This window comes from Streptomyces sp. R21 (assembly GCF_041051975.1).
Lineage (GTDB): Bacteria > Actinomycetota > Actinomycetes > Streptomycetales > Streptomycetaceae > Streptomyces.
In genome coordinates, this window is record NZ_CP163435.1 from 1,685,459 (window position 1) to 1,703,413 (window position 17,955).

The window sequence follows — 17,955 nt, forward strand, 5'->3', positions numbered from 1 at the left end:
GAGGCATCGATGCGTGTGGTGGTGTCAGGTGGCAGCGGTTTCGTGGGATCGCATCTGTGCGAGGCCCTGATCCGCAGGGGCGACATGGTCTCCTGCCTCGACGACTTCTCCTCGGGCAGGCCGGAGAACATCGCCCACCTGTTGCGCGAGGCGCGGTTCCAGTGCACGCCGTGCGATGTCACGGAAGAGGTCAAGGTCTCCGGGAAGGTGGATGCCGTCATGCATCTCGCCAGTCCCGCATCGCCGTTCGACTACTACCGGCACCCCTTGGAAACGCTGGCGGTCGGCAGCCGGGGCACGGAGAACATGCTGCGCCTCGCCGTACGCAACGACGCGCGGTTCGTCCTCGCCTCGACCAGCGAGATCTACGGCGACCCACTGGAGCACCCACAGACCGAGGACTACTGGGGACACGTCAACCCCATCGGGCCACGCAGCGTCTACGACGAGGCCAAGCGGTTCTCCGAGGCCCTCACGATGGCCTACCGGCGCAGCCTGAGCGCCGACATCGCCATCGCGCGGATCTTCAACACCTACGGCCCCCGGATGCGCCCGCACGACGGCCGGGTGGTCTCCAGCTTCATACGGCAGGCGCTCGACGGAGAGGCTCTGACGGTGTTCGGGGACGGCAGCCAGACCCGGAGTTTCTGCTACGTCGACGATCTGGTCCGCGGCCTCGTGGCACTGCTGGATTCGCCCCACCCGGGCCCGTTCAACCTGGGCAATCCGAAGGAGTGGACGGTACGGCAACTCGCCGAACTGGTCACGCTCGTGACGCATTCGAGCAGCGAACTCCGGTTCCTCCCGCTGCCGGTCGACGACCCGGCCCGCCGACGCCCGGTGATCACCCGGGCTCGGGAAAGTCTGGGCTGGAACCCTCAGGTGCCCCTGGAGGAAGGACTGCGGCACACCGTGGACTGGTTCGCGTCGCAGTCGCAGACACTGGTGCGGCCGCCGGAGCGGTCCGCTGCGGGGCGACCGTCATGAAAGCACTCGTCCTGTGCGGCGGGGCCGGCAGCCGGCTCCGCCCGATCACCCACACCTCGGCGAAGCAACTCGTGCCGGTCGCCAACAAACCGGTGCTCTTCTACGGCCTGGAGTCCATCGCCGCGGCCGGTGTCACCGAGACCGGGATCGTGGTCGGGGACACCGCGCAGGAGATCCGGCGGGCGGTCGGCGACGGTTCCGCGTTCGGGCTCGAGGTCACCTATCTGCCGCAGGACGCTCCCCTCGGGCTCGCCCATGCCGTCCTGATCGCCCGGGACTTCCTCGGCGACGACGACTTCGTGATGTACCTCGGCGACAACTTCATCGTCGGCGGCATCTCCGGCCTGGTCGACGATTTCCGCACCGAGCGGCCCGACGCCCGGATCCTGCTGACCCATGTCCCCGAGCCCACCGCCTTCGGTGTCGCCGAACTCGACGACACGGGCCGGGTGGTGAGCCTGGAGGAGAAACCTCAGGTGCCCAGGAGCGATCTCGCCCTGGTCGGTGTCTATCTCTTCACCCCCGCCGTCCACGAGGCCGTGCGCTCCATCCAGCCGTCCCGGCGCGGGGAGCTGGAGATCACGGACGCCATCCAGTGGCTCCTCGACCAGGGCCGGGACGTACGGGCCACGACGATCTCGGGGTACTGGAAGGACACCGGCAACGTCACCGACATGCTGGAGGTCAACCGGACCGTCCTGGAGACGCTCGAACCCCGCGTCGAGGGCGATGTGGACGCGTCCAGCGAGATCATCGGCCGGGTCCGCATCGAGGCCGGCGCCAAGGTCTTCCGCAGCCGTGTCGTGGGCCCGGCGGTCATCGGCGCCGGCACCGTGATCGCCGACTCCTGCATCGGCCCGTTCTCCTCGATCGCCGAGGACTGCCGCATCGAGGGCAGCGAGATCGAGTACTCCATCGTGCTGCGCCGGGCGACCGTCGCCGGGGTCAGCCGGATCGAGGAGTCGCTGATCGGCCACAGCGTCGAGGTCACCCCGGCCCCCAGCACCCCCGCCGTGCACCGGCTCGTGCTCGGCGACCACAGCAGAGTGCAGATCGCGTCATGACGACGGTCACCCTGAGGCCTGCCTTCGCCGCGCCTCGTTGCGCGTGCCGTGCAGCGCGAACGCGGTGTTGACGAGCCCCACATGGCTGAACGCCTGGGGTGTGTTGCCCAGTTGGCGCCGGGCGACCGGATCCCACTCCTCCGAGAGCAGGCCGACGTCGTTGCGCGCGTCCAGCACGCGCGCGAACACGGCATCCGCCTCCTCCCTGCGGCCGGCCGCGGCGAGGGCGTCCGCGAACCAGAAGGAGCAGGCGAGAAAGACCCCCTCGGGGCCCTTCAGTCCGTCCACTTCGTGCGCGGCGAACGGGTCGATCTCCCCGGGTCCGCCGCCGTCGGCTTCGGCGTAGCGCCGCAGGAAGCCCTCGTGGCCGAGTGTTCCGGCCACGGCCGCCAGGGTGCCGAGAACCCGCGGGTCGTCGGGCGGAAGGAAACCGAGCCTCGGCAGCAGCAGCGCGGACGCGTCGATCCGGTGGGAGCCGTACGACTGTACGAAGCTGCGCTGCTCGGCGTCCCAGCCCTCGCGGCACACCTCGTCATGGATCTCCTGACGCATGGCCCGCCAGCGCTCGGCCGAACTCCGCAGTCCCGCGATCCGTGCCATCCGCAGCGCACGGTCCGCGGCTACCCACGACATGACCCGGGAGTGCACGAAGTGCCGTGGCGGGCCGCGCACTTCCCAGAGTCCGGCGTCCGGTTCCCGCCAGTGCTTCTCCAGATAGTCCATGAGCGAGGCGACGACCCGCCACATGTGGCGGTCGATGGGCACGCCCGCGCGCACCGCGGAGTACACGGTGTTGAGCACTTCGCCGTAGACGTCGAGTTGGAGCTGACCACCGGCGGCGTTGCCGAAGCGGACGGGGCGCGAGTCCTCGTATCCGTCGAGCCAGAAGGCCTCCGTCTCGGGCAGCCACCGCTGGCCCGCCACCCCGTACAGCGGCTGGAGGTCGTCGGGTTGGCCGGCCACGGCGCGCACCAGCCAGTTCCGCCAGGCGACGGCCTCCTCGCGGTAGCCGGTGCGCAGCAGACAGGAGAGCGTGAAGGTGGAGTCGCGCAGCCAGCAGAACCGGTAATCCCAGTTCCGTTCTCCGCCGAGGCATTCAGGCAGCGATGAGGTGACCGCGGCGACCATTCCGCCGGTGGGCGCGTAGATCAGTGCCTTCAAAGTGATGAGGGATCGGACCACCGCTTCCCGCCACGGACCCTGATAACTGCACCTCCCCGTCCATGTGCGCCAGAATTCCTGTGTCTCGTCCAGGAGTTCCATGCTGTCGGCGCCCGGCTTCGACGGAATGTGCGACGGGCTCCAGTCGAGCACAAAAGAGATCCGCTCCCCGGCGGAGAGCGAGAAAAGCGTGCGGGTGCAGTGATTGCTCACGGAGATACTCACGTCGTCACGGTCATAGCGGAGAAACACGGAGTCGGGTCCGCCGACTGCGGCCACGGTGCGCGCGTCCACGGTCCGGGTCCACGGCACGACCCGCCCGTTGTCGAAGCGCAGCCTCAACTCCCCGCACATCTCGACGCGTCCGGCCAGCCCTTCCACCATGCGTACGAGTCGTGGCGCCCCCTCGCGGGGAGGCATGAAGTCGGTCACGCGCACGGCTCCGCCGTCCGTCGTCCAGACGGTGTCCAGGACGAGCGTGTCACCGCGGTAGGCGCGTCGGTCGCACCGTCGTGGGCCGGCGGATCGCGCTTCCGCGCAGTCGGCCGGGGCGATCCGCCACCGGCCGTTGTTCTCGTCGCCGAGGAGTGCGGCGAAACAGGCGGGGGAATCGAAGCGTGGCAGGCACATCCAGTCGATGGCGCCGTCGCTGCCGACCAGAGCCGCCGTCTCAAGGTCTCCGATCAGGGCGTAGTCCTCGATTCGCCCAGCCATAAAGCGAATTTTAGTTGCATAGTCCTCCACGCTCGAACGCACGACTTGGAGCACGTGGCGAGAACACCGAAGGGGAGGTTATAAATTGACGGGCCGCTCATGCTGTGTTAAGGCTGAAATGGAACAGTTCTCTGTTCAGCAGGGTGGATCCATGTCTCTTCCGCCGAGCAGCCGGTCCCCGGCACGGACGATCACGCACCCGCTGCGGCGCGCGACGGATCGGCCTGCCACCACCGGCCCTCGGCGACCCGCGTATGTCCGCTCGCCCTCTCCCCGTGCCGCACACCCCTTGCGCCGCGCCTCGGACCGTGTCGCGCTCGCCCCGGTGCGCCGGGCCGCGCCGCACCGGGCCCGCGGCATCGCACGGCGCAGGCGTTCCCGTACGGCCTCCTCCCGCACGGTCGGCAGTTGCCGCACGGGCGATTCGGAAGACGGAGCCGGCGACCAGGACGCACCACCCGTCGGAGGCCGCGATGGCCGCTGACGGACATGCCCCCCGCGTGCTGCTGCTCACCAGCGGCCCCCTGGACGTCCAGGACGGAGCCGAGGCCGAGCTGGCCATGGCGCTCGCCCGGACGATGCCGGAGGTCGAGTACTGGTGGGTCCGGCGGTGGCCGGGGCGCAAGCGGCCCGACGTCGCCTCGCTCGGGCGCTCGGTGCCGATCATGTCGCGGGCCGGCGCAGGCGCCCTGCCGGAACAGCTCCAGGTGGCGGCCGCCGGCGCGTGGATGGCGCGGCGGGTCGATCTGGTGCACGCCGTGCTGACGATCGGCCCCGGCTTCCCGGCGTTCTCCCGGCGCTGGCCCCCGCTGATCCGCGGCCGGCCGGTTCTGCACACTGTGCCCGGCATCACGGACCCGGCCCTGCTCGCACGGTGCCGGCCGCTCGGCCCCACCGTGGCCCTCTCCGAGGTGACGGCGCGGGCGCTCGGCTCGGCGGGCTTCGGCGATGTGCGGGTCATCGGCCCCACGATCCGGCTGGACCAGTGGCCGCTGCGGCCACGGCCGGTCCGGGATCCGCCGATCATCCTGGCCACGGGCCGTCATGATCCGGACGGCGGCGCCCACGAGGCCATCGCCTGCGCGGCGGTAGCCGCCCGCGCGGGAGCCCGTTTCCAGCTCATCCTTGCCGTCCAGGGACGCTCGGGACAGGACGTACGTCCCCTTGAGCGGGCGCTGCACGCTCGGGCCGCACAGGAGGGACTGCACGCCACGGAGGTGCTGGGCCGCGTCGAGAACCTGCCCCGGCTGCTGGCGGTCTCGGACGTCGTGCTGCACCTCCCCCGGGCCCTCGGCGGCGGGCCGGACGTGCCCTCGATCGTCCTCAAGGCGCTCGCGACCGGGCGTCCCGTCATCCTGAGCGACCTCCCCCAGTTCGCTCCGCTGAAGGACACCGTGCTGCGCGCTCCGGCGCAGGACGCCAACCGCTCCGGCCATCTGCTGCTGGAGCTCCTGGACCGGCCCTGGTGGTGGGAGAAGCTCACCGAGCGCGGCCGCGTGACGGTCGAGGAGCGCTTCGGTCCCCGTCGGTTCAGGTCGCAGTACGCGGAGCTGTACCGGCGCCTCCTGGGCTGAGCCTGGGCTCGACGGCGACCGCACGCCGCACCGCCCGCAGGAGCACCATGCCCGTGTCGCCGTACTCGGGAAGTGTGGGGTCCTTCGGTACACGGGTGACGCGCAGCCGCTGCGTGTACGGGGCGAAGACGTCACGGACGGTCTCCGCGTCGACCGGGCAGGCCGGCCAGCGCAGCCCGGAGGCGATGCGGTAGCTCGGCATGTTCTCCATGAAGGCGGCGACGAGGAGGCCGCCCGGGCGGACCGAGCGGACGAACGCGCGGCACAGCGCGGCGAATTCGCCCAGGTCCTCGGTGACGCTCTCGGCCACGAAGTTCATCGACGCCAGGCCGTAGGCGCCGTCCGGCAGAGTGCGGGCGCTGCCCGGTACGACCCGTACCCGGGCCAGGGCTTCGCGGAGCCGGGCGGGCAGGGCCGGGTCGAGGGCCCGGCACAGGTCGTAGAAGGCAGTCCAGTGCGGGTCGGGGCCGTACCGCAGCTGACGGGTGAGATAGGCGATGTTGCTCGCGCCGGGCTCGACGGCGTCGATACGGCGACTGGCCGCGGCGGCCTGCATGAGGGGGTAGAGGTTGGGTCCGGTGCCGCACTCCACGGAGCGGGCGATGCTTGCGGGCGCGAGCTCCCGGTACACGCCCGCGTGGTGCCGGATGACGGCCGCGTCCGAGGGGTGGAGCCTGCGGTAGTTCTCGTCGAGGTAGGCGTCCACGGGCCAGCGGTCCCAGTCGGCGTCCGCGTTGCGCCGGTGCTCGGGTGCCCGGCTCGCGAACCCCGGTGTCTTCATGGCCATGGTCGTTCACCGGCCGGGGTGGTCCGCTTCAGGGGGAACCGTTCGGCGACCGAGGTCAGCACGTCGTTGAGCCGGTCGATCTCGTCGTCGGTGTTCCGCGCGGTGACCTGGATGCGGAAGCCGGCTTCGTCGCGGGGCACCAGCGGGTAGGCGGCGAGGGTGACGTAGACGCCGTGGTCCCACAGGTACTCGCCGACGGCAGTGAGGTCGGCGCCCTCGGCGAGCGGGATCTCGATGATCGGCAGTCCGTCGGTGTTCGGGGTGGCGAGGCCCAGACGGCGCACATGGTCCAGCACCCGCTCCGTCTTGCGGTGCAGGTCGGCTCGAATGACGTCGCCGCGGCGCTCGTTGACGTCGAGGCCCGCCAGCGCGGTGGCGAGGGAGGCCGTCGGGGAGGGACCGGAGTAGAGGTAGGGGCTCGCCGCGACCTTCAGGTGTGCCTTGAGGGCGGGTGGCGCGGTGAGGAACGCCAGCAGGGACGAGTACGCCTTGGAGAAGCCGCCGACCAGCACGACGTCGTCGTACGACTCCCCGAAGTGGCGGACCACGCAGTTGCCGCGGGTGCCGTACGGGGAGCTTTCTGCGACGCTGCGTTCGCCGATGATCCCGAATCCATGGGCGTCGTCGACGTAGAGCAGCGCGCCCTCGGCCCGGCAGACGCCGAGCAGTTCCGGCAGGTCGGGGAGGTTGCCCGTCATGCTGTTGACGCCGTCGAGGCAGACCAGTTTGGGGACACCGACGGGCGCGGCGCGCAGCAACTGCCGCAGCTCGTCGGGGCGTTCGGCGTGGAAGCGCCGCACCGTCGCGCCCTGCTCGTGGGCCACCAGACAGCCGTCGTACATGGTGCGGTGCGCCCGCGCCTCGACGAAGACATGGCCTCCCGCGCCGCTTCGGCCGGTGGCCAGCACCGGGATCACCGAGGCGTGGATCAGGGTGATCGTCGGCAGGAGCAGGACGTCGGGGGCGCCGAGCAGCTCGGCCAGCCGCTCCTCGATCTGCGGGTACAGGCGGGGGTTGCCGATCAGCCGGGACCAGCTGGGGTGGGTGCCCCAGCGGCGGACATGGGGGGTGATGGCGTCGATGATCTCGGGCTCCAGGTCGAAGCCCAGGTAGTTGCAGGAGGCGAAGTCGGTGAGCCAGTGGTCGCCACTGCGGATGCGCCGGCCGCGTATCTCGTCGATCACCGCGTCGCACATCCGGCTGCTTCGGTGCAGCCGTGCGAGTTCGTCCCAGCGCTGCGCCCTGCGGGCCACGGTCCCGGCCTGGGAACGGTTCCGGCTCCCCCGTGCCGCGGACGAGGGGTGCCGCCCGGAGAACTGCCGTTCCTGGCCGGCCAGCAGGACGTGCTGTGCCTCCTCCGCCGCCATCGGCCGCGCGAACAGGAATCCCTGCCCGTAGCGGCAGCCCATGGCGCCGAGCAGATCGCGCTGCCCGTCGTTCTCGATGCCCTCGGCGATCACCTGGAGTCCGAGCACATCGGCGATGCGGACGATGCCCTCCACGAGGGCGACCTGCTGGCCGTCGGTGACGATGTCATCGATGAAGGACTTGTCCACCTTGAGTACGTCGATGGGGAACTCGCGCAGATAGCTGAGCGAGGAGAATCCGGTGCCGAAGTCGTCGATCGCGAGGGAGACCCCGAGATCCTTCAGGGTGCGCATGGCGGTCCGGATCTGCGGGTCGCGGCGGACCAGCACCGACTCCGTGAGCTCCAGGACCAGCGATCCCGGGGCCAGGCCGGAGGTGTCGAGGACCTTGCGCACCTCGTCCACGAACCCGGCGTCACGGAACTGACGGGCCGACACGTTCACGTTGAGGTAGAGAGGTTCCGGCCCCGGCCGCAGGCGCTGCCAGCCGGCGATGTCGGCGGCGGCTTGCTCAAGTACCCAGGCGCCGAGCGGCGTGATGTCCCCGGTCTCCTCGGCCAGGGCGATGAACTGGTCCGGCGGCACCAGTCCGCGCCTTTCGTGCGGCCAGCGGATCAGCGCCTCGAATCCGACGATGCGACCGGTGACGATCTCGACGACCGGCTGGTAGCGCAGGGTGAAGGCGTGATCGGTGAGCGCCTGGCCCAGGCCGGCCTGCAGTTCGTGGCGCTCGGCCATGCCGGTGTGCAGATCGGGGTGGTAGCGCTGCCACTGCCGTTTGCCCGCGGTCTTGGCGGCGTACAGGGCGAGGTCGGCGTGGCCCAGGAGGTCCTCGGCCTCGTCGCCGGCCTCCGCGGTCGCCACTCCGACGCAGGCCGAGACGCTGGTGGATCCGCTCAACAGCCGGAACGGGCGGGCCAGGGCCTGCACGATCTGCGCCGCGAGCGCCTCGGCGTCGGCCGGGTCCCTGGCGCCCTCCATGAGTACGGCGAACTCGTCGCCGCCCAGCCGGGCCGCGGTGTCGCTGAGCCGCAGCGCCGCGGTCAGCCGCTGCGCGACGGCGACCAGGAGTTCGTCGCCGACGGAGTGGCCCATCATGTCGTTGACGACCTTGAAGTCGTCGAGATCGACGAAGAGCACAGAGGTGACGACGGCGTCCCGGCGGCCACGCAGCAGGGCGCGCTCGATGCGCTCCAGCAGCAGGACGCGGTTGGGCAGTCCGGTGAGCGAGTCGTGGAAGGCCCGGTGGATGAGCTCGCGTTCGAGCTGGCGTTGTTCGGTCACGTCCCGGAGGGTGAGGACGACGCCGTGCACGGTCTGTTCGTGGCGCAGGTTCCGGCACCGGACCTCGACGTCGAGACGTCCTTCCTCGCCCTGCACCACCTGCCAGTCGTCGCGGATGTCCAGGTCCTCCCCGGCTCGGGTGCGGACGAGAGTGCGCACGGCGCGCTCGTGGTCCCGGGCGACCACCAGCCCGGCGAGCGGGGTGCCGCCGTGCAGATCGCGCCCGAACATGCCGTCCGCCGACGGGCTGGCGTAGCGGACGGTGTTGTCGTCGTCGACGATCAGGATGACGTCCGAGGTGTTGTGGATGAGGGTGCGGAAGTACGCCTCGCTGTTTCGGCGGTTGATCTCCTCGCTCAGTCCGACCCGGGCCAGCGCCAACGCGGCCTGGGCGGCCAGCGACTCCGCCAGGCCCGACATCTCCTGGAGTCTCTTCACGGGACCCGCCAGGAGGAGCGCACCGATCAGCGGCCCCGACGCGCCGGCCGCCTCGCTCTTCAGCGGGCACAGCAGCGCGGCGCAGGACGGCGGGAGAGCGGCGGCGATGTCGGGGCCGAGATCGCCGACGTCGGTCAACCGGGTGCCCCGGGACAGCAGAGCCGACACGTCCTCGTCGGGCAACCGGACGTCGAGACGCCGGTTTGCGGGGTGTCCCGGGGTGGCTATGGGGCGGAGCGAGGTTCGGTCGGCGTCGAAGACGAACAGCATCGCCGCGTGGGCGGTGTCGGGTCGGAACAGCGTGGCTGCCGCCGCCCTGACGGCGCGGGCCACCTCCTGCGGGCTCACGGCTCCGACCAGCGACACCGCGGCCACGCGCAGACCGCGTTCACGGGCAACGGCCTTGCGGTGTTCGACGACCAGTCCCCACAGGCGGGCCAGTACGAGCAGGAACATCGCTCCGGAGAAGACCGCGGTGACCGCGACGTCTTGGATGCTTCCGCGCAGGGACTGGGCCGCCAGCATCACGGGCGCCACCAGACTGGCTCCGCCGAGGAAGGCCAGCCGCCACTTGGCGAGGCCAGGGTCGGGCGGGGCTATCGGCTCGGTCAGCCGCACCATGGACGGGTGCAGGGCCGCGAGGCCCCAGGCAGTGAAGAAGACCACCCAGCCCAGGTCCATGGGGGTGCCGACCTGCCACGTTCCCTGTATCTGGAGAATTCCGTACAGCACGTCGGACACGAGGATGCCGATGGTGCCTGCGGTCAGCAGCTGCACCGAGCGTTCGCGGATGCCGCCGAGGGTGAGCAGCCGTACGAGCATGGCCAGGATCAGCACGTCGCCCAGCGGATAGGCCACCGAGATCGCCCGCTCCAGCCAGGTCTGCCCTTCGGCCTGTGCCAGCGGGTTGATCAGATGTACCCAGGAGAGCAGCGCGAGGCCCGAGGTGAGGATCAGGGCGTCCAGCAGCCCGGCGAGGTCGCGGGCCGCGCAGCGGAAGTGGATGAAGCCGAAGATCCCGACGGCGAAGAGCGGATACGTGGACAGGTAGAAGACGTCCGCCACGGAGGGGAACGGGTTCTGCTGGTCGAAGACGGATTCGAGGATGTTGTAGGCGGTGTCCCCGGCGGTGAAGGCGAGGTTGGCCCCGGCGAGCAGCAGCCACGGCCAGCGGCGCGCGGGGCGGTGCAGATGGACGCCCAGGAGGATGGCGGCGACTCCGCCGAGGCCGATCATGGCCCAGCCCACGGTGTGCCAGGACGGCACGAGGAGATAGCCGAGGGTGGGCGGGATGACGCAGAGGACGTACACGGCCATCAGCCGTGGATACGCCCGGCTGTCCGTCGGAGATCCCGGTCCCTGTGTGGCCGCCGTCGCCTTCGCCGTGGCCCTGGCCGTGATCCGCCGTCCGCCGGAGGGGGGCGGTCGCCTCCGCGGGATGCGCTCACCGATGCGCCGGAACGGCCTCTCATGACCTGGGGGCTTTAGCACGATATACAACACTTTGCCCCGATTGACATGGTGGGGGCAACAGGGGCAACAGGGGCCGGAGGGAAAGCGGCCCACGCGAAAAGGGCCCCCACAGGCTCTCGCCTGCGAAGACCCTTCGCACTGTCGGGACGACAGGATTTGAACCTGCGACCCCTTGACCCCCAGTCAAGTGCGCTACCAAGCTGCGCCACGTCCCGATACCCGTCTGACCTGGGGTTTCCCCGGGCCGCACGTGCACGGAAACAATACCGCACTCGGGCCGGTGGTCGCGCACTCGTTTCTTCGGGCCCGTCGGGCCTCGAAACAAAACCGTGGCTTGACCTGAAGTTCGATTGAGGTTGCACGATCTTCGACATGACGATCACAGCAGAGCGCGGACACGAGCGCTACGAGTACACGGACCTGCCCCGGCTGATGGGGTTGATGACCGGCGACGAGAAGCACGGGCCGGCGGCGACGTCCACGTTGGACGCGTTGTGGGTCCTCTACGACAGGGTGCTGCGGGTCGGACCGGAACGGATGGGCGATCCGGAGCGGGACCGGTTCCTGCTGTCCAAGGGGCACGGGCCGATGGCGTACTACGCCGTGCTCGCCGCCAAGGGGTTCCTGCCCGTCGGGTGGCTGCCGGACTTCGGCTCGTTCGACTCGCCGCTGGGGCACCACCCCGACCGCGTCCTGGTGCCGGGTGCCGAGATCGGCAGCGGGTCGCTCGGGCACGGGCTGCCGATCGCCGTCGGGACGGCGCTGGGACTGCGCGCGCAGGGGCTCGACGAGCCGCACGTCTGGGTGCTGATCGGCGACGCGGAACTGGACGAGGGCAGCAACCACGAGGCGATCGCGTACGCCGGACCGGCCGGACTCGACCGGCTGCACACCCTCGTGATCGACAACTCCTCCGCGAGCCATGCCCGGCCCGGCGGGATCGCGGCCCGCTTCGAGGCCGCGGGCTGGTCCGCGGCGACCGTCGACGGCCGGGACCACGAAGCGCTGTACGCCGCCTTCACCGCGCCCCATCCGGGCCGCCCCCGCGTGGTCATCGCCCGGGTCGAACCGAAGTTCGCCTGAGGTCCGCCGCTCCACCCCTCCGCCGACCGACTTCGTCCGGCCCTCGACATCCTGCACACCACCCTTTGGAAGGACACGCCATCCCATGGACACCATGCGCGACCGTTTCGCCCCCGTCGTCACACGCCTCCTCGACGAGGACCCTCGGGTCGCGGTCGTCCTCGCCGAGATCGGCAAGGACGGTTTCGCCGAGGCGATGCGCAAGCATCCGGAGCGGGTGATCAACGTCGGCATTCGCGAACAACTCCTCATCGGGACCGGCGCGGGTCTGGCGCTGACCGGGCTGCGGCCCGTCATGCACACCTTCGCGAGCTTCCTCGTGGAGCGGCCCTTCGAACAGGTCAAGCTGGACCTCGGACACCAGAACGCGGGCGCGGTGCTCGTCAGCGCCGCCGCTTCCTTCGACTGGCCCGCCGGGGGCTTCACGCACATGGCGCCCGGCGATGTGGCCCTCCTCGACACGCTGGACGGCTGGACCGTGCATGTTCCGGGCCACCCGGACGAGGCCGAGACACTGCTTCGGCACGCGGTCGCCGCCGGCGACGACAAGGTGTACGTGCGACTGTCCGTGCAGTCCAACGCGCATGGGCTCGACGTCGACGGCGCCCGGTTCCTCACCGTGCGCGAGGGACGTGCCGGTGTGGTCGTCGCCGTGGGTCCGATGCTCGACTCCGTGCTGGAGGCCACGGAGGGACTCGACGTCACCGTGCTGTACGCGACGACCATCCGCCCCTTCGACGCGGCCGCGCTGCGCCGGGCCACCGAGACGGCGGGTGCCGAGGTCGTCCTCGTCGAGCCGTACTTGGCCGGCACGTCGATCGCCGCCGCCAACGACGCGCTCGCCGATGTGCCCCACCGGGTCCTCGGCCTCGGCGTGGGCCGCCGTGAGCTGCGCCGGTACGGGCGCATCGACGAGCACATGACCGCGCACGGACTCGACGCCGCGTCGCTGCGGACGCGGATCGACGGCTTCCTGGGGGCGGGGGTTCAGGTCTGACCGGGAGGTGCGACGGTGCGGCGGACGGGGCTCGACGACCCGGTGGCTCGGTCCGGGCCGGTAGCGCACCGACCACGACGTCCGGGTTTTCAGTCGGCTGCCGGAAGCCCCAAGTCCGGGTAGGACTCGAGCAGTCGGGGCGGGGCCGCCTGGCGCCAGGAGTCGGCGAGGATGTCACGGAGTTCGCCCTCGTCCTCCAGGGCCGCGAGGCGGACCCGGACCCAGGCGAAGCCCGCCTCGTGGTCGGCGATCCAGAACTTGCGCGGCTCGGCCAGGGCCAGCTCGTCGCGCTCCTCCTTCGGGCAGCGCACGGCGATGGAGGTCTCCTCCTCGGGCAGCGTGGCGAACATCTTCCCCGCGACCCGGAAGGTGGGCATGCTCCAGGCGACCTTCTCCACCGTGTCCGGCAGGGAGAGGGCAATACGGCGTACGTCTTCGGCATCCGGCATGAGACGCACCGTAGCCAATGCCACTGACAATCACCCGCCGAGCACGGCCCCGGCATTCACCTGGGGCTCTTCACGAAGGACAACGGGCGACGGACGACGGGCGACGCCCGCGCGACTGAGGCCCGTTCGGTCGTTCAGGCGCCGGGCGGGCCCACCTGCTTGTAGAAGATCGTCGTCGGACGCAGTACGCCGGTGGGTGTGGCCGCGTAGTCGGGGATCGCACCGATCCGGGTCCAGCCCGCGGTGCGGTAGAGGGTTTCGGCGGGGCTGTCGGTCTCGGTGTCCAGGTGCAGGAGCGTCACGCCCGCCGCGGCGGCCGCGTGTTCGGCGGTGGTCAGAAGCGTGCGGCCGAGGCCTTGTCCACGGCCGTCCCGGTGCACCATCAGCTTCACGATCTCGGCGCGGTGGCGGCTGTTGGGCTTGTCCGGGAAGGCGAGACCGACAGTGCCGATCACACGGTCCGCCGCGTCCCGTGCCACCCACACGGCGAGCCGGCCGCCGGACACCGCGTCCGCGCGCTCCGCCCACCAGCCGGCTGCCTCCGCACGGTCGAGCGGGGCGAGGAACCCGATCGAGGCTCCGCCGTGCACGGTGTCGGTCAGCAGCTCCGCCAACTCGTCGACAGACGAGAGGAGTTGGGCGGCACTCAACCGGGAGACGGTACTCACGGCAGCACCACCGCCAGCACGTACCGCGCGTCCTGCGGACCCGGGCACCGGAACCGTGTCGGGCCCCAGACCCGCAGCCGCAGACAGTCGCCCGCCCCGAGGCGGTGCTCGACATCCTGTGCCGTCACGTCGAGCGCTCCGTCGAGGACCCAGATGTGCTGCTCCAGGCCGGGCACGGGCGGGCGGTCGTACGCGATGTCGGCGCCGGCCGTGAGCCGCCCTTCGACTAGTTCGCCGCGCAACCCCGCGTGCGGCGGCGACACCGATCGTCGTACGAAGCCGGAGGCCTGGTCCTCCCAGACCGGCTGGTCGGGCGCGCGGACGAGCAGGGCGGGCTCCGCCTCGACCTCGCTGAGGAGCTGCGACATGGTCCGCCCATACACCCCGCACAGGCGGTTCAGGAGCGCCGCGGTGGGGCTGATCTCCGCGCGCTCGGCCCGGGAGAGCGTCGAGCGGCTGATCCCGCTGCGCTCCGCCAACTCCCCCAGCGACCAGCCCTGTTCGGCCCGCAACTCGGCCAGCCGGACACCGAGCCGGGCATCGAGGGCACCATCTTCACCGTTTCCCATATCGGGGATGCTATCCCGAATATGGGAAACGGTGAAGATGGTCATTCAATGACCGCGGCCTCCGTCAGCGCCTCCAGCACCGGCCTGATCAGCGGATGGCCCTCCGCGCCGCGCCGTACGGCCGCGAACACCCGGCGTGTGGGCGCGATTCCGTCGACAGGGCGTACGACCACACCCGTGAGCTCCATGCCACGCAGGGCGGAGCGCGGCACCAGGGCGACGCCGGCGTCGGCCGAGGCGAGGGCGACGACCGCGCGGAAGTCGTCCGAGGAGTGCTCCAGGCGAGGCTGGAATCCGGCGTTCTCGCAGGCCAGGACGACGACGTCATGGCAGGGGTTGCCGGGATAGGGGCCGATCCACGGGTCCTTGGCCAGTTCGGCGAGGGGGACCTCGGGGGCGTCGGCCAGCCGATGGGTGACCGGGACGACCGCGTCAAAGGGCTCGGCGTACAGCGATATGTGGCTGAGGCGGGGGTCGTCCGCGTCCGGGGCGCCCCGGTACTCGACGGCGACCGCGATGTCGACCTGCCGGTCCAGCACCATCGGCAGGCTGGCGTCCCCCTCGGCGTCCTGCACGCGGACGCGGATACCGGGAGCGGTGACGGCGAGGCGGGCCAGCGCGGGCGCCACGACCAGACCGATGCCGGTGGCGAAGGAGGCGACGGTGACGGTGCCCGCCGAGCCCGAGCTGTACGCGGCCAACTCCGCCTCGGCGCGCTCCAGTTGGGCGAGCACCGCGTTGGTGTGGCTGAGCAGGATCTCGCCGGCCGGTGTCAGCCGTACGCCCTTCGCCCCGCGCTCCACGAGCCGGTGCCCCGTCTCCTGCTCCAGGGCGGTCAGCTGCTGGGAGACGGCCGAGGGCGTGAGATACAGCGCGGCGGCAGCCGCCGTCACCGTGCGGTGGTCGGCCACCGCACGGAGGATGTGGAGCCGCCGCGCTTCGATCATGCGAACGATTGTCGCACTATGTCCGGCCTGGTCAGCCCGCCAGTTCCGCCCGCGCCGCGACGAACGCGTCGACCGCGCGGTTCACGTCCGCCGTCGAGTGCGCGGCCGAAAGCTGCACGCGGATACGGGCCTGCCCCTGCGGGACCACCGGGTACGAGAACCCGATCACATACACGCCGCGCTCCAGGAGCAGCTCGGCCATGCGTCCGGCGACGGAAGCGTCACCGATCATGACCGGGGCGATCGCGTGGTCGCCGGGGAGGATGTCGAAGCCCTCCTCGGTCATCCGGGAGCGGAACAGCGCGGTGTTCTCGGCGAGCCGCTCGCGCAGGTCGCCGGCCGACTCCAGCAGGTCGAGGACCTTCAGCGAGGCCGCCGCAATGACCGGGGCAAGCGTGTTCGAGAAGAGGTACGGCCGCGAGCGCTGGCGCAGCAGGGCGACGATCTCGGCGCGGGCGGCGACGTAACCGCCGGAGGCGCCGCCGAGCGCCTTGCCGAGGGTGCCGGTGATGATGTCGACGCGATCCATGACGCCGTGCAGTTCGGGGGTGCCGCGGCCGCCGGGGCCGACGAAGCCGACGGCGTGCGAGTCGTCGACCATGACCATGGCGTCGTAGCGGTCGGCGAGGTCGCAGATCTCGCTCAGCGGCGCCACATAGCCGTCCATGGAGAACACGCCGTCGGTGACGATCAGACGGCGGCGCGCGCCGGACGCCTCCTTGAGCTGGGCCTCCAGGTCGGCCATGTCGCGGTTGGCGTAGCGGAAGCGGCGGGCCTTGGACAGCCGGATGCCGTCGATGATGGAGGCGTGGTTCAGGGCGTCGGAGATGACCGCGTCCTCGGCGCCGAGGAGGGTCTCGAAGACGCCGCCGTTGGCGTCGAAGCAGGAGGAGTAGAGGATCGTGTCCTCCTGGCCGAGGAACGCCGACAGCCGCGCCTCCAGCTCCTTGTGCACCTCCTGCGTACCGCAGATGAAGCGCACGGAGGCCATGCCGTAGCCCCAGCGGTCGAGTGCCTCGTGGGCCGCGGCGACGACCTCGGGGTGGTCGGCGAGACCGAGGTAGTTGTTCGCGCAGAAGTTGAGGACCTCACCGGGGCGGCCGCCCGCGGTGACGCTCACGGTGGCGGACTGCGGGGTGCCGATGACGCGCTCGGGCTTGTGCAGGCCGGCGGCGCGGATCTCGTCGAGGGTGGTGCGCAGATCGTCGCGTACGGAATCGAACATCATCAGTTCCTTAAAGAAGTCAGAGAAGTCTCAGGCGGCGAAGAGGTCTCAGACAGCCCAGTCGAGGATGACCTTGCCGCCGCGGCCGCTCGCCGCGTCGGCGAAGGCCGCCTCGAAGTCGCGGTAGCCGTACCGGCCGGTGATCACGGGGGCGAGGTCGAGGCCGCCCTCCAGGAGCACCGACATCGCGTACCAGGTCTCGAACATCTCGCGGCCGTAGATGCCCTTGATCGTGATCATGGAGGTGACGATCCGGGACCAGTCGACCGGGAACTCCTGCGACGGCAGGCCGAGCATCGCGATCCGCCCGCCGTGCGTCATGTTGGCGATCATGTCGCGCATCGCCTCCGGCCGCCCGGACATCTCCAGGCCGATGTCGAAGCCCTCGCGCAGCCCCAGCTCGCGCTGGCCGTCGGCGATGGTCGAGCCCGCGACGTTGAGGGCGAGGCTCACGCCGATCTTGCGGGCGAGTTCGAGGCGCTCCTCGCTGACGTCGGTGATGACGACGTTGCGGGCGCCCGCGTGCCGGGCCACCGCGGCGGCCATCAGGCCGATCGGGCCCGCACCGGTGATCAGTACGTCCTCGCCGACCAACGGGAAGGAGAGGGCGGTGTGCACGGCGTTGCCGAACGGGTCGAAGATCGCGGCGACATCGAGGTCGACGGGGACCCGGTGCACCCACACGTTGGCCGCGGGCAGGGCCACGTACTCGGCGAACGCGCCGTCGCGGCCGACGCCCAGGCCGACCGTGGCGCGGCACAGGTGGCGGCGCCCGGCCAGGCAGTTGCGGCACTTGCCGCACACGAGGTGGCCCTCGCCGCTGACCCGGTCGCCAATGTTGATGTCGGCGACGTCACGACCGGTCTCGACGACCTCGCCGACGAACTCGTGCCCGATGACGAGCGGCGTCGTGATGGCCTGCTGCGCCCACCCGTCCCAGTTGCGGATGTGCAGATCGGTGCCGCAGATCCCGGTCCTGAGGACCTTGATCAGTACGTCGCCGGGACCGATCTGCGGCTCCGGGACGTCCATGAGCCGGAGTCCGGGCTCCGCCTTCTCCTTGACCAGCGCCTTCAACGCTACGGCTCCTGTGGGTGAGGCCCGGGTCCGTGCATGCCGAAGGCACCCGTACCGGGGAGAGGGGTGGAATCGCGTAGCAATCTGCCGT

14 protein-coding genes and 1 tRNA gene are annotated in these 17,955 nt (G+C 70.8%); 5 read left to right on the forward strand and 10 right to left on the reverse strand.

Annotation, left to right across the window (positions count from 1 at the left end; translation table 11 throughout):
* Positions 1-9: 9 nt before the first annotated feature.
* Positions 10-987 (forward strand): UDP-glucuronic acid decarboxylase family protein, encoded by a 978-nt coding sequence (locus tag AB5J56_RS07835; RefSeq protein ID WP_369231377.1) that lies wholly within the window; start codon positions 10-12, stop codon positions 985-987.
* Positions 984-2,051, forward strand: a complete 1,068-nt coding sequence (locus AB5J56_RS07840; RefSeq protein ID WP_369231378.1) for a glucose-1-phosphate thymidylyltransferase — start codon at positions 984-986, stop codon at positions 2,049-2,051. Before AB5J56_RS07835 ends, AB5J56_RS07840 begins: the two co-directional genes overlap by 4 nt.
* Before the next feature lie 6 nt (positions 2,052-2,057).
* On the opposite strand, the gene AB5J56_RS07845 is transcribed toward AB5J56_RS07840, so the two are convergent.
* On the reverse strand, positions 2,058-3,926 hold the full coding sequence (locus tag AB5J56_RS07845; protein ID WP_369231380.1) for a glycoside hydrolase family 15 protein: 1,869 nt from the start codon (positions 3,924-3,926) through the stop codon (positions 2,058-2,060).
* A 473-nt stretch (positions 3,927-4,399) separates the two neighbouring features.
* On the opposite strand from AB5J56_RS07845, the gene AB5J56_RS07850 reads away from it, so the two are divergent.
* Positions 4,400-5,500 (forward strand): glycosyltransferase, encoded by a 1,101-nt coding sequence (locus tag AB5J56_RS07850; RefSeq protein ID WP_369231381.1) that lies wholly within the window; start codon positions 4,400-4,402, stop codon positions 5,498-5,500.
* On the opposite strand, the gene AB5J56_RS07855 is transcribed toward AB5J56_RS07850, so the two are convergent.
* The 3 genes from AB5J56_RS07855 to AB5J56_RS07865 form a co-directional block, all read right to left on the reverse strand.
* Positions 5,457-6,287 carry a class I SAM-dependent methyltransferase gene (locus AB5J56_RS07855; RefSeq protein WP_369231383.1) on the reverse strand — a complete coding sequence of 277 codons (831 nt, stop codon included), beginning with the start codon at positions 6,285-6,287 and terminating at the stop codon, positions 5,457-5,459. The genes AB5J56_RS07850 and AB5J56_RS07855 overlap by 44 nt on opposite strands.
* Complete coding sequence (locus AB5J56_RS07860) at positions 6,278-10,693, reverse strand: aminotransferase class I/II-fold pyridoxal phosphate-dependent enzyme (RefSeq protein WP_369231385.1); 4,416 nt, start codon at positions 10,691-10,693, stop codon at positions 6,278-6,280. Before AB5J56_RS07860 ends, AB5J56_RS07855 begins: the two co-directional genes overlap by 10 nt.
* A gap of 297 nt (positions 10,694-10,990) precedes the next feature.
* Positions 10,991-11,064 (reverse strand) — tRNA-Pro (locus AB5J56_RS07865).
* A 157-nt stretch (positions 11,065-11,221) separates the two neighbouring features.
* Here AB5J56_RS07865 and AB5J56_RS07870 point away from each other — a divergent pair.
* Together AB5J56_RS07870 and AB5J56_RS07875 are read left to right on the forward strand one after the other, a co-directional pair.
* Positions 11,222-11,932, forward strand: coding sequence for a transketolase (locus AB5J56_RS07870; RefSeq protein ID WP_369231387.1), 711 nt, complete (start codon positions 11,222-11,224; stop codon positions 11,930-11,932).
* Positions 11,933-12,017: 85 nt separating this feature from the next.
* A complete protein-coding gene (locus AB5J56_RS07875; RefSeq protein ID WP_369231389.1) occupies positions 12,018-12,929 on the forward strand; it encodes a transketolase family protein in 912 nt (303 codons plus the stop codon).
* A gap of 89 nt (positions 12,930-13,018) precedes the next feature.
* Here the strand turns inward: AB5J56_RS07875 and AB5J56_RS07880 are convergent, their stop codons facing one another.
* The 6 genes from AB5J56_RS07880 to tdh all read right to left on the reverse strand — a co-directional run bounded on the left by AB5J56_RS07880 (position 13,019) and on the right by tdh (position 17,864).
* Positions 13,019-13,378 (reverse strand): MmcQ/YjbR family DNA-binding protein, encoded by a 360-nt coding sequence (locus AB5J56_RS07880; RefSeq protein WP_369231391.1) that lies wholly within the window; start codon positions 13,376-13,378, stop codon positions 13,019-13,021.
* Between the two features lie 134 nt (positions 13,379-13,512).
* Positions 13,513-14,046 (reverse strand): N-acetyltransferase family protein, encoded by a 534-nt coding sequence (locus AB5J56_RS07885; RefSeq protein WP_369231393.1) that lies wholly within the window; start codon positions 14,044-14,046, stop codon positions 13,513-13,515.
* Complete coding sequence (locus tag AB5J56_RS07890; protein ID WP_369231395.1) at positions 14,043-14,615, reverse strand: helix-turn-helix domain-containing protein; 573 nt, start codon at positions 14,613-14,615, stop codon at positions 14,043-14,045. Before AB5J56_RS07890 ends, AB5J56_RS07885 begins: the two co-directional genes overlap by 4 nt.
* A gap of 41 nt (positions 14,616-14,656) precedes the next feature.
* The gene (locus AB5J56_RS07895) at positions 14,657-15,562 is read right to left on the reverse strand and encodes a LysR family transcriptional regulator (RefSeq protein WP_369231397.1); all 906 of its coding nucleotides are present in this window, start codon (positions 15,560-15,562) and stop codon (positions 14,657-14,659) included.
* A gap of 31 nt (positions 15,563-15,593) precedes the next feature.
* Positions 15,594-16,787: a glycine C-acetyltransferase gene (locus AB5J56_RS07900; RefSeq protein WP_369242433.1), complete on the reverse strand. Its 1,194-nt coding sequence runs from the start codon at positions 16,785-16,787 to the stop codon at positions 15,594-15,596.
* Positions 16,788-16,835: 48 nt separating this feature from the next.
* Positions 16,836-17,864: an L-threonine 3-dehydrogenase gene (tdh, locus tag AB5J56_RS07905; protein WP_369231399.1), complete on the reverse strand. Its 1,029-nt coding sequence runs from the start codon at positions 17,862-17,864 to the stop codon at positions 16,836-16,838.
* Positions 17,865-17,955: the final 91 nt, after the last annotated feature.

Bases quoted from the DNA above. Each gene is read 5' to 3' on its own strand.
- AB5J56_RS07835 (WP_369231377.1), top strand. From the start codon at position 10: ATGCGTGTGGTGGTGTCAGGTGGCAGCGGTTTCGTGGGATCGCATCTG.
- AB5J56_RS07840 (WP_369231378.1), top strand. From the start codon at position 984: ATGAAAGCACTCGTCCTGTGCGGCGGGGCCGGCAGCCGGCTCCGCCCG.
- AB5J56_RS07845 (WP_369231380.1), bottom strand. From the start codon at position 3,926: ATGGCTGGGCGAATCGAGGACTACGCCCTGATCGGAGACCTTGAGACG.
- AB5J56_RS07850 (WP_369231381.1), top strand. From the start codon at position 4,400: ATGGCCGCTGACGGACATGCCCCCCGCGTGCTGCTGCTCACCAGCGGC.
- AB5J56_RS07855 (WP_369231383.1), bottom strand. From the start codon at position 6,287: ATGGCCATGAAGACACCGGGGTTCGCGAGCCGGGCACCCGAGCACCGG.
- AB5J56_RS07860 (WP_369231385.1), bottom strand. From the start codon at position 10,693: ATGGCCGTGTACGTCCTCTGCGTCATCCCGCCCACCCTCGGCTATCTC.
- AB5J56_RS07870 (WP_369231387.1), top strand. From the start codon at position 11,222: ATGACGATCACAGCAGAGCGCGGACACGAGCGCTACGAGTACACGGAC.
- AB5J56_RS07875 (WP_369231389.1), top strand. From the start codon at position 12,018: ATGGACACCATGCGCGACCGTTTCGCCCCCGTCGTCACACGCCTCCTC.
- AB5J56_RS07880 (WP_369231391.1), bottom strand. From the start codon at position 13,378: ATGCCGGATGCCGAAGACGTACGCCGTATTGCCCTCTCCCTGCCGGAC.
- AB5J56_RS07890 (WP_369231395.1), bottom strand. From the start codon at position 14,615: ATGGGAAACGGTGAAGATGGTGCCCTCGATGCCCGGCTCGGTGTCCGG.
- AB5J56_RS07895 (WP_369231397.1), bottom strand. From the start codon at position 15,562: ATGATCGAAGCGCGGCGGCTCCACATCCTCCGTGCGGTGGCCGACCAC.
- AB5J56_RS07900 (WP_369242433.1), bottom strand. From the start codon at position 16,787: ATGTTCGATTCCGTACGCGACGATCTGCGCACCACCCTCGACGAGATC.